Genomic DNA, 14,074 nt, shown 5'->3' on the forward strand with positions numbered 1-14,074 from the left:
GGAATGCCCTCTGTTTACGGGGTATATGCCCATTCGTCACCCCAGGTATGCACGGACCGTAATCGAATAGTCCGGAACGGTCGGTCTTGGCCGTGGCGGTGGCTTGGCCTCGGCGGACGCCCGATAGGATGACGGCCGTACGGACAACCCGAGGGGGTTCCGCCCGTGTCGGACCGCAGATCGATCGTCGTCGTCGCCAACCGATTGCCCGTCGATCGCGAAGTCAGACCCGACGGTTCCGTCCACTGGCGTCCCAGCCCCGGCGGTCTCGTCACGGCGCTGGAGCCGGTGATGCGCAGCCGCCACGGCGTCTGGGTCGGCTGGTCGGGCGACGCCGGTGACGCGCCCGAGCCGTTCGAGACCGGGGGCATCCAGATCCACCCGGTGCCGCTCTCGGCGCGCGAGGTCGACTCGTACTACGAAGGTTTCTCGAACGCCACGCTCTGGCCGCTCTACCACGACGTCATCGCCGAGCCGGAGTACCACCGCAGCTGGTGGGACGATTACGTGACCGTGAACCGGCGGTTCGCGGACGCGGCCGCCGAGGCCGCACCGGACGACTCGGTCGTCTGGGTCCAGGACTACCAGCTCCAACTGGTGCCGCAGATGCTGCGCGAGCGGCGTCCGGACCTGCGGATCGGGTTCTTCCTGCACATCCCGTTCCCGCCGCAGGAGCTGTTCATGCAGCTGCCGTGGCGCACGCAGGTGGTCCGAGGGCTGCTGGGCGCTGACCTGATCGGGTTCCAGTTGCCCGGCGGCGCCGCGAACTTCCTGCGGCTGGCCCGCCGGCTGGTCGACCTGAAGCCGCGCGGCAGCGAGGTCGAGTTCGAGGGCCGGACGGTCCGGGCGCGGTCGTTCCCGATCTCGATCGACTTCGCGAGCATCGACGCGATCGCCCGCGAGGAGCGGATCGCCAAGCGTGCCGCGGAGATCCGCGACGAGCTGGGCAACCCGAGAGCGATCCTGCTCGGCGTCGACCGCCTCGACTACACCAAGGGCATCGGCATCCGGCTCAAGACGTTCCAGGAACTGCTGCAGGACGGCTCGGTCACCGTGCCGGAGGTCGTGCTGGTGCAGATCGCGACGCCCAGCCGGGAGCGGGTCGAGCACTACAAGGTGCTCCGCGACGAGATCGAGCTCCAGGTCGGACGGATCAACGGCGACTACGGCAACGTCGGACAGCCCGCGGTGCACTACCTGCACCAGTCGTTCAGCCGCGAGGAGCTGACCGCGTTCTACCGCGCGGCCGACGTCATGCTGGTCACGCCGCTGCGTGACGGGATGAACCTGGTCGCCAAGGAGTACGTCGCTGCCCGGGTCGACCACGGCGGAACGCTGATCCTGAGCGAGTTCACCGGCGCCGCCGCCGAGCTCAAGCAGGCCTACCTGGTCAACCCGCACGACATCGACGGGGTCAAGGAGCGCGTGCGGCAGGCGATCCACGCCGATCCGGCCGACGCCAGGCGCCGGATGCGGCGGATGCGCAGGCAGATCGCGGAGCACGACGTCTCCCGCTGGGCCGCCGACTTCCTGACCGCGATGGGGATCGAGACGTGACCCGGCCCACCCAGCAGCCCACGAACGGGATCAACGGCCCGCTGCGGGACGCGATCGGGCGGCTGACCGGCGTCGAGACGTTGCTGATCGCGTCCGATTACGACGGTGTGCTCGCACCGATCGTGAACGACCCGGCCGCGGCGTTCCCGCTGCCGTCGGCGATCGACGCGCTGCAGGAGCTGGCGACGCTCCCCCGCACCTCGATCGCGCTGCTGTCCGGTCGCGCGCTGGTCGACCTCGCGCGTCTGTCCGGTCTGGGCGGTGAGGCGCTGCTGGTCGGCACGCACGGCGTCGAGTTCGACGACGGGTTCGCGATCCCGCCGGAGGCCGCCGCGCTGCGCGCGCAGCTGCTCGACGAACTGCGCCCGATGGTCACGGCCGTCCCGGGTGCCGCCTTGGAAGAGAAGATCGCGAGCGTCGCGGTGCACGTCCGAAACGCCGATCCGGACGCCGGGGAGAAGCTGCTCGGCGGCGTGGCGGACGGGCCGGGAAGCTGGCCGGGTGTGCACTCGACGGCCGGCAAAAAAGTGCTGGAGCTGGCCGTCGTGAAGACCAGCAAGGGCACGGCGCTCGACGTCCTGCGCGACCGCACCGGTGCCGACGCGGTGTTGTTCGCGGGCGACGACGTGACCGACGAAAAAGCGTTCGCTGTGCTCCGACCCGGTGACGTCGGTATCAAGGTCGGGCCGGGCGAAACAGCTGCGGAGTACCGAGTGGACGATCCGGAGCAGATCGTCGGCGTATTCGCGTTGCTGGCCGAAGAACGTCGGCTGCACGTCGGTACTTGAACCCCCAATGTGAAGACCTACCCCGGCTTATCACCGGGGTAGGTCTCACAAAGTGGTTAGCCCATCACAGGCAGGCTCATCGCCAGTGGCGGTGGTGGTGACGCCACCAACGGTGGTGATGACCACCCCAACCCCAATCACCGCGGCCCCACCAGAAGCCGGGACGGTTGAAGTAGTAGTAGTCGCCGCCCCAGTAGTAATCCCCGGCCCATGGGTAATCCAGGAAGTCCGGATACTGGCATCCGTAGACGGGAGCCCACCCGTCACAGATGATCACGATCGCGGCCTTCTTGTGCGCCGGTGCCGCGGCCTGGGTAGTCGCCTTCGCGACGGTCCGGGTCTCCGCCGAGACAGTGCTCGGCGTGGCTGCCGACGCGGGGGCAGCCGCGCTGGCGATGCTGGCGGTCACGACGCCTGCGAGAATGACCCCACGAATGAACTTGGAAGACAAGGCGAAAGACCTCCTTTCGACTGGATGGCAATTATCAGCGTGCATGCGGAAAACGCCTGTAAGCACGTGGAGCAGCGGCCACCAACGCATTCGGAGTAAGACTCCAGCAACGGAAGAGCGACTTTCGCCAGCGTGCGTTCCAACGATTTCCGCACTGCGCGAGCGATTCGCTCAGCGGTCGCCACCACACTGGACGGCGGCGCGACCCTGAGTTCGTGCTCCTCCGAGTATGCATGGCCGAAAGGGACAAAGCAACGTAAAACACCCCTACTTCGGCTGCGCTCGATTTTCTCCGGAAATGGTCAGCAGTAGCGCTCCGCGCCTTAGCACGAACTGTCACCGACTACTCGGAACCCGCCGGTAATAGCGGCGAGAAATGCCGAGACGTTATCCGCGCCGGTGACCCCTGCGCCAACCGTCACGATCGCCGTCCCGGCGGTCGTGATCCCCGCGCCAGCGGTCGCGGTCATGTCCCCGGCGATCGCGATCGCCGTCCCAGCGGCCGTGGTCGTGATCGCGGCCCCAGTCCCGGTCCCGCCAGTGACACCGGTCGTCCCAGCGCCACCGCTCGTGGTGCCACCGCCGGTCCCAGCACCAGCGAGGATGCCGGTGACACCATCGGTCCCAGCGCGGACACCACCGCGACGCCGAAACCGTCGCGCCGACGTCAGCCGGCGCCACCACGGTCGGTGGGGCCACGGTCGGCGGCGCCACAGCTGCGCCGGCGGGGGAAGCGGTCAGTACCAGCCCGGCCCCGAGTACACCGGCGGCCAGGCCGGCACGGAGCTTGGAGGTCTTCATCGGTTTGCCTTCCCAGAGCGAGAGTCGCACCGACCTCCGAGCGCCATCGCTCCACAGGGGCTGTTCCGCGCACTCCATTCCGGACACGGAACGTTCTGCCACACGGGGGACGCCGCCGGGGCCACAGGGATACGGAACTCTCCGCACGCCGGGTCGCCAGGGTCATAACGGCGTCTGCCGAGGCCGTGCGACCGTAGTATGACCACGCGAAAGGGGTAAAGTAAAGGAAACAGCCTAAACCGGACGAGTTCCGGAACAGCCTCAGACGCGGGTACCCGTAGGCAGCGTGGACGCCAGCGCGGTCAACCGCTCGGCGATCGTGACGACCTCACCGACCACACAGATCGCCGGATGCGACAACCCGGCGGCGAGCGCGTTCGCGGCCACCGTCCCGAGCGTCGCGATCACCTGACGCTGCGCGCCGGTGGTGCCCTCCTGGATGACCGCCGCCGGGGTGTCCGCCGGGCGTCCGTGGGCGATCAGCGCGGCGGTGATCGCCGGCAGCCGCTCGACGCCCATCAGGATCACCAGCGTTCCGCGCAACCGCGCCAACGCCGACCAGTCGACCAGCGACCGCGGGTCGTCCGGAGCGACGTGCCCGGACACCACGACGAACTCGTGGGCGATACCCCGGTGGGTGACCGGGATCCACGCCGCCGACGGCACCGAGACCGCGGACGTCACGCCGGGAACCACCTCGACCGGCACCCCGGCGGCCAGGCAGGCCTCCAGTTCCTCGCTGCCGCGGCCGAACACGAACGAGTCGCCGCCCTTGAGCCGGACCACGAACTGCCCGGCCTTCGCCCGGGACACCAGCGTCTCGTTGATCGCCTCCTGCGCCATCGCGCGCCCGTACGGCACCTTCGACGCATCCACGACCTCGACGTGCGAGGGCAACTCGTCCAGCAGGAGCTGCGGGGCGAGCCGGTCGGCGACCACGACGTCGGCGTGCGAGAGCAGCCGCCTGCCCCGGACCGTGATCAGCTCCGGATCACCCGGCCCGGCTCCGACCAACGCGACACCGGGTACCGGACCGCGACCACGCTGCGGGGCGGCGTCGAGCGAACCATCGGAGAGCCGGTCGACCACCGCGTCCCGCAGCAGCGCGGCCCGGCGCGGGTCCCGGTCGGCGTGCACGGCCACGGTCAGCTGCCCGTGCCGTCCGACCGCCGGTGTCCACGCGGACGCGTCCGACCCGTCGTCGGCGCGGGCGCAGAACGTGTGCGCGCGCTCGGCGGCCTCCGCGACCGCGGCGTTCACCTCGGGGACGTCGGTGGCGGCCACCACGTACCAGGCGCCCTCGACGTCACCCTCGGTGTACGGGCGCCGTTCCCAGCGCAGCCGGCCGGCCGCGGCGAGCGCGTCCAGCGCCGGTGTCGCCTCCGGCGCGACCAGCACGATCTGCGCGCCGGCGTCGAGCAGGCCGGACACCCGGCGCTGCGCCACCGTGCCGCCGCCGACGACCAGGACGCGTCGTCCCGTCAGCCGCAACCCGACCGGATACGTCACTGCTTCTCCGTCACACCGGCAGAGTCGAACGTCGCCACGTCCCGCAGCGCGCGGACCGAGGCCTGCACCAGCGGGAGCGCGAGCACCGCACCGGTGCCCTCGCCCAGCCGCAGCGAGAGGTCGACGAGCGGGGTCAGCCCCAGGTGCGCGAGCGCGACGCCGTGCCCCGGCTCGGTGGACCGGTGACCGGCCACGGCCGCGTCCAGGCAGGCCGGGGCGAGCGCGGCGGCGACCAGCGCGGACGAACCGGCGATCACCCCGTCGAGGATGACCGGCACCCGCTCGGCGGCGGCGCCGAGCACGAACCCGGCGATCGCCGCGTGCTCCAGCCCGCCGACCGCGGCCAGCGTCTCGATCGGATCGGCCGCGCCGGGCGCGGTTCCGGTGGCCGATCCCGCCGCCGGAGCGTCGCCGACGAGCCCGTGGCGCGCCAGTGCACGCCGCACGATGTCGGTCTTGTGGCGCAGCGTCTCGGCGTCGACGCCGGTGCCCGCACCGGTGACGGCGCCCGCGTCGGCGCCGGTGAACGCGGCGACCAGCGCGGCCGAGGCGGTCGTGTTGGCGATCCCCATGTCCCCGGTCAGCAGCGCGCGGTTACCCGCGGCGACCAGGTCACGGGCCACCGCGATGCCGACCTCGATCGCGGCCACCGCCTCGTCCCGGGTCATCGCCGGTTCGACGGTCATGTCGCGGGTGCCGCGGCGGATGTTGCGGTCGAGCAGCCCGTCTCCGGCGGGGGGCAGCGTGCCGACGCCGACGTCGACGACCGTGACCGATGCCCCGACCTGGGTGGCGAACGCGTTCACGACCGCGCCGCCGGCCAGGAAGTTCGCGACCATCTGGCCGGTGACCTCCTGCGGCCACGGCGTGACGCCCTGGGCGTGGACACCGTGGTCACCGGCGAACACCGCGACCGCGGCCGGCTCGGGCAGCGGCGGCGGGCACACCCCGGCCAGGCCGGCCAGCCGCACCGAGAGGTCTTCGAGCACGCCGAGGGACCCGGCCGGCTTCGTCATCCGGGCCTGCCGGTCCCGCGCCTGCGCAGCGGCCTCGGCGTCGGCCGGGCTGATCGCCGCGAGGGTCTCGTTCAACAGGCTCATCGGTTCCTCCCAGGCAGGGACACACACCCCTGCTAATCGTGCACTGCTTCGCTCGGTAGCCGCCGCCGCCCCACCCGGTACCCGGCATCCGGGCGGCCTAGATCACCGCAGCCCGCGGAGGACCGCCAGGAACGCGTCGGTGGTGGTGCGGTCGCGGACGGCGATGCGGAGCCAGTCCGGGCCCAGGCCGGGAAACGTGTCGCCGCGGCGGACGGCCCAGCCGTGGCTGCGCAGCTCCTCCCGGAGTGCGGTGGCGCCCTCGGTCTCGACCAGCACGAAGGACGACGCCGGTACGCCGTGCACCCGAATCCCCGGTAGTGCGCGGAGACCGGCCAGCAAATGATCCCGGTCGGCGGCGAGCTGCTCGGCGTACGCGTCGGCCGTTCGGCGCGCGCGGTCGGTGCTGCAGGCCTCGGCGGCGGCCAGCGCGGGCGTCGAGACTCCCCAGAGCGGCTGCGCGGACGCCAGCGCGTCCACGGTCGGCGCGTCCGCCAGCAGGTAGCCGACCCGCAGGCCGGCCAGCCCCCAGGTCTTGGTCAGGCTGCGGACGACGACCAGCCCCGGCAGGTCCCGCCGGTGGGCGACCGACGCGGGCTCCCCCGCGACCGTGTCCGCGAACGCCTCGTCGACCACCAGCGTCCGTCCGGGGCGGGCCAGTGCGGCGACGGCCTCCGCCGGGTGGAGTACCGACGTGGGGTTCGTCGGGTTGCCCAGCACGACCAGGTCGGCGGCGTCCGGCACGGCGTCCGGATCGAGCACGAAGCCGTCGGAGGCAGCGAGCAGCACCCGGTCGACCGCGTGACCGGCGGCGCGCAGCGCCGCCTCGGGTTCGGTGAACTGCGGGTGCACCACCACCGGACGCCGTGGGCGCAGCACCCGGGCCAGCAGCACGAACGCTTCGGCGGCACCGGCGGTGAGCAGGACCTCCTGCGGCGGACGCCGGTGCCGCCGCGCGACCGCGGCCCGGGCCGGGGTCTGGTCGGGATAGGCGGCGAGCGCGTCCAGCGAGGCCCGCACCGGCTCGGCGAGCCAGTCCGGCATCGGGCCCGGACGGACGTTCACTGCGAGGTCGGTCAGGCCCGCGTCGCGTACCTCGACGTCGCCGTGGTGCCGGAGGTCAAGCACGGTGCTGGGCGATCGCGACGGTCACGGTCGGCGACGTCCGCTTCGGGATGATCAGCGCGCCGGTCGGACGGCCGGTCGCGTCCAGCAGCGCCGCGGCCTCGGCGACGCTCGCCGTGCCGGCCACCTCCCCCACCAGCGCGGACGGCGTCGGCACCAGCACCTGGCCCAGCCGGGCCGCCGACCAGGTCACGACCGGCCAGCCGCGGTCCGCGGCGGCCGTGCGGATCCCCGCCTCGGCGCCCTTCGCCTCCAGCGTCGCGAGGTGCGCCACCGCGTCCGCGGTGATGCGCGCGTCGGCGAGCGCCTGGTCCACCAGGGCTCCGACCTCGGCGGCGGACGCCCCCTGCCGCGCCCCGACCCCGACGACGTATGCCGTTAACCGGTTCATCGATCTCCGCTCCGCACGACGCTCCGGCGGGCCGGAACCAGGACCGACGACAGGTACGGCGCGGTGTTGCCGTCCGCGGACGCCAGCGGGCGGAGAACCTCGCCGGGCAGCCCGAGCCGGGCGCCGTAGAGCGCCCCGTGCAACCGGCCCGCGCGCCGGACCGCCTCCTTCACCCCGATCAGGTGCCGCCCGCTCTTGTAGACCACGACGCTGCCCGGACGGTCGAGCACGTCGGAGAGGCCGTGGACGCCCGCGCCGAGTGGCAGCAGCGTCAGCGACTCACCGCCGTCGACCAGCGGCACCCGGGACCGGCTCGCCAGGTCCTGCGCGGCGGTGACGCCCGGCACGGTCTCGACCGTGACGTCCGGCAGCATCGCCCGGACCGACTGGGCCAGCGTGGTGAACGGCGAGTAGACGTTGGGGTCGCCGATCGTCGCGAACACCACCGAACCGCCGGGGCCGAGCGCGTGCAGATACCGGGCGACCGCCTCGCTCGCCGTGTCCGGATCGTCCGGAGAGGCGGGTGGCGCGAAGACCAGCCGCTCGACCCGGTCGTGGTCGACGTGCGTGCGGACGGTGATCTCGGCGTAGCCGGTCTCGTCCGCGGACAGCACCGGTACGTAGACACGGTCGGCGGCGCGCATCATCCGCACCGCCTTCACCGTGACCAGCTCCGGGTCGCCCGGTCCCACGCCGACGCCGATCAGCTTCATACGACGCTCCTCTGCCGGCGGTCGGGCCGGACCACCCAGCCCGGCGCGACCACCCGCCGATGAAAGCTCATGATCCGTCGCGATCCGCCGGAGAGGCCGGATCGTCGGTCCGCGACACGCGGGGCGAACTTTCCTTTTCGTCGTTTTCATCCGAGTCGGCGGCCGGCTCCGCGGTGGACACACCGTCGGGCGCGGCCGACTCAGCGCGTGCGCGCTCGGCGGCAGCGTCGGCCTCCGCGCGTGCCTTCGCCGCGGCGGCGTCGGCCTCGGCCCGCGCCTGCGCCGCGGCAGCATCCGCGTCCGCGCGCTCCACGGCATCGCCGACGACCACCGCGGTCGGTGTCTCGGACTCGGCCACCGCATTCCCCGGCCGCACCACCGCAGTCGGCGTATCCGACTCCGGCACCGCGTCCCCCGGCCGCACCACCGCGGTCGGGGTTTCGGGCTCCGGGCTGTCCACCGCGGTGTGCGCGTTGTCGGCCGCGAGGGCCGCGGATCCACCGGCCGGAGCCGTCCGGGCCTGCACCCGGGCAGCCGCGTCCACCAGGCGCCGGGCGATGCCCGGGTGCGCCGCCCAGTGCAGGTGCAGGTAGGAGGCGTGGACGCCGCCCTGGACGAACCCCTCCGGCGGACGGCCCTTCCACTGCCACGCCGGACGGGCGCCCGCGCGCGGTTCGACCTGGGTGCGGTGGAACACGTGCCCGTGCACGCGGGTGCCCTCGGGCAGCAGCTGCGAGTCGGAGATCGCCACCGCGCTGCGGTAGCCGAGCGTGAGGTTCGGGGTCATCCCGGCCTCGGCGTCCAGCACGCCACACATCGGCTTGCCGTCCAGCGACTTCGTCAGCCAGAGCAGACCGGCGCACTCGGCGGCGATCGGCGCGCCGGACGCCGCCAGCTCCCGGACCGCCTTCTTCAGCGGCTCGTTGGCGGACAGCGCCTCCGCGTGCACCTCGGGGAACCCACCGCCGACGACCAGGCCGGCCGTCCCGTCGGGCAGGGACTCGTCGTGCAGCGGGTCGAACCGCGCGACGGTCGCGCCGGACGCCTCGAGCAGCTCGACGGTCTCGGCGTACCCGAACGTGAACGCCGCCCCGGACGCGACCGCGATCACCGGCCGCTCCGACACCGCACCACCGACCGCGTCGGACGGTGACCACGGCTCGGCCGACACCGGCGGCGCCGACCGGGCGAGCCAGAGCAGCCGGTCCAGGTCGACACCCTCGGCGATGACCCGGCCCATCGCCTCGACGGCCTCAGTCGCCTCCGGGCTGCGCTCGGCAACCGGAACCAGACCCAGGTGCCGCGACGGCGTCCGGATCGCGTCCCGCCGCCGTAGCGCACCGAACACCGGCGTGCCGATCTCCTCGCAGGCCTCGCGGAGGATCTGCTCGTGCCGATCGGAACCGACCCGGTTGAGGATCACGCCACCCAGCCACACCGTCGGCTCGTAGGTGCGGAACCCGTGCACCAGCGCGGCCACCGACCGGCCCTGTGCGGCCGCGTCCACGACGAGGACGACCGGCGCGCGCAACGCGGCCGCGACCTGCGCGGTCGAGCCCAGGTCGCCGTGGCCGACCGCGCCGTCGTAGAGGCCCATCACGCCCTCGACGATCGCCAGGTCGGCACCGGCCGCACCGTGCGCGAACAGCGGACCGACCAGGTGCGGCCCGACCAGATACGGGTCGAGGTTGCGTCCCGGCCGCCCGGAGGCGAGCGCGTGATACCCCGGGTCGATGTAGTCCGGACCGACCTTGTGCGGGCTGACCCGCAGCCCACGCGCGGCGTAGGCGGCGAGCAGACCGGTCGTCACGGTGGTCTTGCCGTGGCCGGACGCGGGGGCGCCGATGACGAGGCGGGGGACGACGGTCACCACTCGATTCCCTTCTGGCCTTTCTGCCCGGCGTCCATCGGGTGCTTGACCTTGGTCATCTCGGTGACCAGGTCAGCAGCCTCGAGGAGGGACGGATGGGCGTCACGGCCGGTGATCACGACGTGTTGGCTGCCAGGGCGGTTCCCCAGCGTCTCCACCACATCATCGACGTCGACCCAACCCCACTTCATCGGATAGGTGAACTCATCCAGGACATACAGCCCATAGCTTTCGGCGGCGAAGTCCCGCTTGATCTGTTCCCAGCCCTCGGCGGCGTCCCGCGCGTGGTCCGCTTCGGTGCCCGCGCGCTGGATCCAGGACCAGCCTTCGCCCATCTTGTGCCAGGTCACCGGCGCGCCCTTGCCGGTCTGCGCGTGGTACTCGCCGAGCGCGGTGAGCGCGTCCTCCTCGCCCACCCGCCACTTCGCGCTCTTCACGAACTGGAAGACGCCGATCGGCCAGCCGGCGTTCCAGCCACGCAGCGCGAGCCCGAACGCGGCCGTGGACTTGCCCTTTCCGGGACCGGTGTGGACGGCGAGGATCGGACGGCGGCGGCGCTGCCGGGTGGTGAGGCCGTCGTTCGGGATCGTCGTGGGTTTGCCCTGGGGCATTTATGCAGCCCTCGCAATCGTGGCCAGTCCGTCGGCGGAGAGGTCGCCGAGGCGGAGTGCGGTGGCGCCGAGATGGACGGCGAGTTCCTGGGCGAGGCCGAGACGGATCGGTCCGGCCTCGCAGTCGACGACGACCGAGGCGATGCGGTCGGCGGCGAGGTACGCGGCGGCCCGACGCGCCTCGTCCCTGGCGTTCTTGCCGTGGGTGGCCCGGCCGTCGGTGACCACGACCAGCAGCGGACGCCGGTGCGGGTTGCGTCGGCGCTCCAGCCGGATGACCTCGGCGGACTTGGCCAGCCCCGCGGCGAGCGGCGTCCGCCCACCGGTGGGCAGCTCGTCCAGGCGGCGGGCGGCGACCTCGATGCTGCCGGTGGGCGGCAGCGCGAGCGTCGCGGTGTCCCGGCGGAACGTCACCAGCCCGACGGTGTCGCGGCGCTGGTACGCGTCGAGCAGCAGGGAGAGCACCGCGCCCTTGACCGCGGCCATCCGCTGCCGCGCCGCCATCGATCCGGAGGCGTCGACGCAGAACAGGATCGTGTTCGACTCCCGGCCGCGGCGGACCGCGGCACGTAGGTCGGTCTTCTCCAGGATCAGGCCCGCGGTGCGTCCGCGCGACCGCTGGTGCGGCGCTGCGGCCAGCAACGTCGCAGTCAGGTGGACGTCGGTCACCGGGCCGTCCGTACGGGTGGCGCGCACCACCCGGCCACGGCGGGACTCGGCGGGCGAGCGCCGGCCGGTGGCGTCGGACTGATTCCGGCCGACGCCGGGCACCGTGAGCAGCTTCGTGCGGTAGGGGGACGCCGCCCGGACCGCCGCCTGCTCGACCGGGGACGGCCCGGGTAGCCGCGGTGCGTCAGCCGCACCATCGGCCGACGGCCGGCCGGCCGGAACCGGCCCGGCCGGTACGTCGGGCCCGCCGCCGTCCGGAGTGCCCGGCGGTGTACCCGACGGGGTTCCCGGTGCGTCCGCGGTCGGGTCGTTCCGCTCGGTGCCACCGTCCGGGCCGTCGGCTCCGCCGGGGCCACCGTCGTCAGGGCCACCGTCGTCAGGGCCATCCGGGCCGCCGTCGCCGGGACCGCCGCCATCGGGGCCGTCGGGGTCCTCGTCGGGATCGTTCTCGGCGGCGTCCCGCAGCGCCTGGTCGAGCTTGTCCTGATCGAGCCCGGGCGCGTCGAACGGGTTCCGGCGGCGGCGGTGCGGCAGCGCGAGCTCGGCGGCGCGCCGGATGTCGTCGTCGGTGACGTGATCCCGCCCGTGCCACGCCGCCAGCGCGACCGCGGTCCGCGCGGTGACCAGGTCCGCCCGGAGCCCATCCACGTCAAAAGCGGCGCACACCGCGGTGATCCGCCGCAGGGCGGCGTCGCTCAGGACGACGTCCGCCAATCGGGTGCGGGCCTCGACGATCCGGGCCGCCAGCGAGGCGTCCTCCGCGGCCCAGCGGGCCGCGAACCCCTCCGGGTCGGCCTCGTAGGCCAGCCGCCGCCGGACCACATCGGCCCGCTCGGCGGGATTCCGGCTCGCGGTCACCTCGACGGTCAGCCCGAACCGGTCGAGCAGCTGCGGCCGCAGCTCACCCTCTTCCGGGTTCATCGTGCCGACCAGCAGGAACCGCGCCGCGTGCCGCACCGAGACGCCGTCACGCTCGACGTAGGCGCGGCCCATGCCCGCCGCGTCGAGGAGCGTGTCGACGAGGTGGTCGGCGAGCAGGTTCACCTCGTCCACGTACAGGACGCCACGGTGCGCGGCCGCGAGCAGACCCGGCTGGTAGGCGCGGACGCCCTCGGTGAGCGCGCGCTCCAGGTCGAGGGCGCCAACGAGACGGTCCTCGGTGGCGCCGACGGGCAGCTCCACGAGCCGCGCCGCCCGGGCTTCGGGGAGCACGTCGCCGTGCGGACCATCCGGGCACTGCGGGTCGGGGGCGGCCGGGTCGCAGGCGAATCGGCACCCGGCGACGACGGTGATCGGGGGCAGCAGCGCGTGCAGCGCACGCACCACGGTCGATTTTGCGGTGCCCTTCTCACCCCGGGCCAGGACGCCGCCGATGGCGGGCGAGATGGCGTTGAGCGTCAACGCCAGGCGCAGGTCGTCGAGTCCGACGACTGCGGAGAACGGGTACGGCGGTGTCACCCGCCGGTCACGCACGAGGGCATGCCAGGGTCCTTCCCGCGGGTGTCCACGCCCGCGTGTGGGTGTCCTGCGAGCAGGCTCGCAGGGAGCGGACACAGTGTCCTGGCTCCCGGATCGACGCGTGTCCTCGGCCTTCCAGCCGTGTCCGGCCGTGACCGTTGGGTGAGGTCGGCTCCCCGGTAACAGTGGCGGGACCGCGCCGGATTCTCACCGGTCTTCCTGCCCTCCGCTCGCGGGTAACTCTGACTCACGGTCCGCCCCGCCGTCAAAGGGCGCCCACCCCGCGAGACGCGCGTCACCCACGACCACAGATGGTGGTCCGGACGGATGCCGGGACCACCCTCTGTTGTCGTGCTCCCTCAGAGGCGGAGTGCGGCGCTGTCTTGGCGGGCGGCGTGCAGCTCCTGCTCCACCTGCTCGTCGGTGAGCTGCGGGAAGTCGCGGTAGTGGAACCCGACCGCGCGGAACTCCGGCGGCGCGCTGACGCAGACCACGGCGTCGGCCTCGGTGCCGAGCATCGCCACCGCCTGGGGCGCGCACACGGGGGCCGCGAAAACGAGGTGCGCGGGGTTCTCGGCGCGGACCCGCCGCAGCGCCGCGCGTGCGGTGGCTCCGGTCGCGAGCCCGTCGTCGACCACCACGACGGTCCGCCCCGCGATCACCGGCGCCGGCCGTCCGCCCCGGTACCGCTCGGTGCGGCGGCGCGCCTCGGCCCGTTCGCGCTCCACGTCCGCGTCCAGGTCCTCCAGCCGCAGGCCGACCTGCCCGAGCAGGGCCTGGTCGAACAGCGCCGGGCCGTCGACGGTGACCGCGCCGACGCCGAGCTCCCGATGCCACGGCACCCCGATCTTCCGCGCGACGACGACGTCCAGCTCACCGTGGACCGCAGCGGCCACCGTCCGCGCGATCGGGACACCGCCGCGCGGCAGCCCGAGCACCAGCGGCACGTGGTGCGCACCGCCGTGCGCAGTCAGGTGCTCGGCCACCGCAGCGGCCAACGCCCGTCCTGCTTCCGTCCGGTCGGTGAAGAACAT

At 73.1% G+C, this 14,074-nt stretch carries 11 protein-coding genes, 1 pseudogene and 1 riboswitch; of the genes and pseudogenes, 2 read left to right on the forward strand and 10 right to left on the reverse strand.

The annotated features are described in order from the left end of the window. Nucleotides 1-165 precede the first annotated feature (165 nt). A complete protein-coding gene (locus BUB75_RS16040; protein ID WP_073257888.1) occupies nt 166-1,557 on the forward strand; it encodes an alpha,alpha-trehalose-phosphate synthase (UDP-forming) in 1,392 nt (463 codons plus the stop codon). After that, a complete protein-coding gene (otsB, locus tag BUB75_RS16045) occupies nt 1,554-2,345 on the forward strand; it encodes a trehalose-phosphatase (protein ID WP_073257890.1) in 792 nt (263 codons plus the stop codon). The genes BUB75_RS16040 and otsB overlap by 4 nt, the downstream gene beginning before the upstream one ends. Nucleotides 2,346-2,421: 76 nt before the next feature. Here the strand turns inward: otsB and BUB75_RS16050 are convergent, their stop codons facing one another. From BUB75_RS16050 to BUB75_RS16095, 10 genes and pseudogenes are all read right to left on the reverse strand, one after another. Then, the gene (locus tag BUB75_RS16050) at nt 2,422-2,796 is read right to left on the reverse strand and encodes a hypothetical protein (RefSeq protein WP_143175237.1); all 375 of its coding nucleotides are present in this window, start codon (nt 2,794-2,796) and stop codon (nt 2,422-2,424) included. Between the two features lie 1,062 nt (nt 2,797-3,858). Beyond that, nucleotides 3,859-5,106, reverse strand: a complete 1,248-nt coding sequence (cobA, locus tag BUB75_RS16055; protein ID WP_073257894.1) for a uroporphyrinogen-III C-methyltransferase — start codon at nt 5,104-5,106, stop codon at nt 3,859-3,861. Then, nucleotides 5,103-6,206 (reverse strand): nicotinate-nucleotide--dimethylbenzimidazole phosphoribosyltransferase, encoded by a 1,104-nt coding sequence (gene cobT, locus BUB75_RS16060; protein ID WP_073257896.1) that lies wholly within the window; start codon nt 6,204-6,206, stop codon nt 5,103-5,105. Before cobT ends, cobA begins: the two co-directional genes overlap by 4 nt. A 102-nt stretch (nt 6,207-6,308) precedes the next feature. Then, nucleotides 6,309-7,331: an Rv2231c family histidinol phosphate aminotransferase CobC gene (gene cobC / locus BUB75_RS16065; protein ID WP_073257898.1), complete on the reverse strand. Its 1,023-nt coding sequence runs from the start codon at nt 7,329-7,331 to the stop codon at nt 6,309-6,311. Then, a complete protein-coding gene (locus tag BUB75_RS16070; protein WP_073257899.1) occupies nt 7,324-7,719 on the reverse strand; it encodes a cobalamin biosynthesis protein in 396 nt (131 codons plus the stop codon). Before BUB75_RS16070 ends, cobC begins: the two co-directional genes overlap by 8 nt. Next, nucleotides 7,716-8,432, reverse strand: a complete 717-nt coding sequence (cobI, locus tag BUB75_RS16075; RefSeq protein ID WP_073257900.1) for a precorrin-2 C(20)-methyltransferase — start codon at nt 8,430-8,432, stop codon at nt 7,716-7,718. Before cobI ends, BUB75_RS16070 begins: the two co-directional genes overlap by 4 nt. A gap of 526 nt (nt 8,433-8,958) precedes the next feature. Further along, nucleotides 8,959-10,302: pseudogene (locus tag BUB75_RS16080) on the reverse strand (cobyrinic acid a,c-diamide synthase CobB); the annotation flags it as partial. Further along, nucleotides 10,299-10,913, reverse strand: a complete 615-nt coding sequence (cobO, locus tag BUB75_RS16085) for a cob(I)yrinic acid a,c-diamide adenosyltransferase (protein WP_073257903.1) — start codon at nt 10,911-10,913, stop codon at nt 10,299-10,301. The gene cobO and the pseudogene BUB75_RS16080, both read right to left, overlap by 4 nt. Then, on the reverse strand, nt 10,914-13,055 hold the full coding sequence (locus tag BUB75_RS16090) for a putative cobaltochelatase (RefSeq protein ID WP_218617550.1): 2,142 nt from the start codon (nt 13,053-13,055) through the stop codon (nt 10,914-10,916). A gap of 80 nt (nt 13,056-13,135) precedes the next feature. Beyond that, nucleotides 13,136-13,262, reverse strand: a riboswitch (cobalamin riboswitch). A 137-nt stretch (nt 13,263-13,399) separates the two neighbouring features. Beyond that, the gene (locus BUB75_RS16095; RefSeq protein WP_073257906.1) at nt 13,400-14,074 is read right to left on the reverse strand and encodes a phosphoribosyltransferase; all 675 of its coding nucleotides are present in this window, start codon (nt 14,072-14,074) and stop codon (nt 13,400-13,402) included.

This window comes from Cryptosporangium aurantiacum, from assembly GCF_900143005.1.
Lineage (GTDB): Bacteria > Actinomycetota > Actinomycetes > Mycobacteriales > Cryptosporangiaceae > Cryptosporangium > Cryptosporangium aurantiacum.

Coding starts and splice junctions, on each gene's coding strand:
- cobO (WP_073257903.1), bottom strand. CDS start 10,913: ATGCCCCAGGGCAAACCCACGACGATCCCGAACGACGGCCTCACCACC.
- BUB75_RS16095 (WP_073257906.1), bottom strand. CDS start 14,074: ATGTTCTTCACCGACCGGACGGAAGCAGGACGGGCGTTGGCCGCTGCG.
- BUB75_RS16070 (WP_073257899.1), bottom strand. CDS start 7,719: ATGAACCGGTTAACGGCATACGTCGTCGGGGTCGGGGCGCGGCAGGGG.
- cobI (WP_073257900.1), bottom strand. CDS start 8,432: ATGAAGCTGATCGGCGTCGGCGTGGGACCGGGCGACCCGGAGCTGGTC.
- cobT (WP_073257896.1), bottom strand. CDS start 6,206: ATGAGCCTGTTGAACGAGACCCTCGCGGCGATCAGCCCGGCCGACGCC.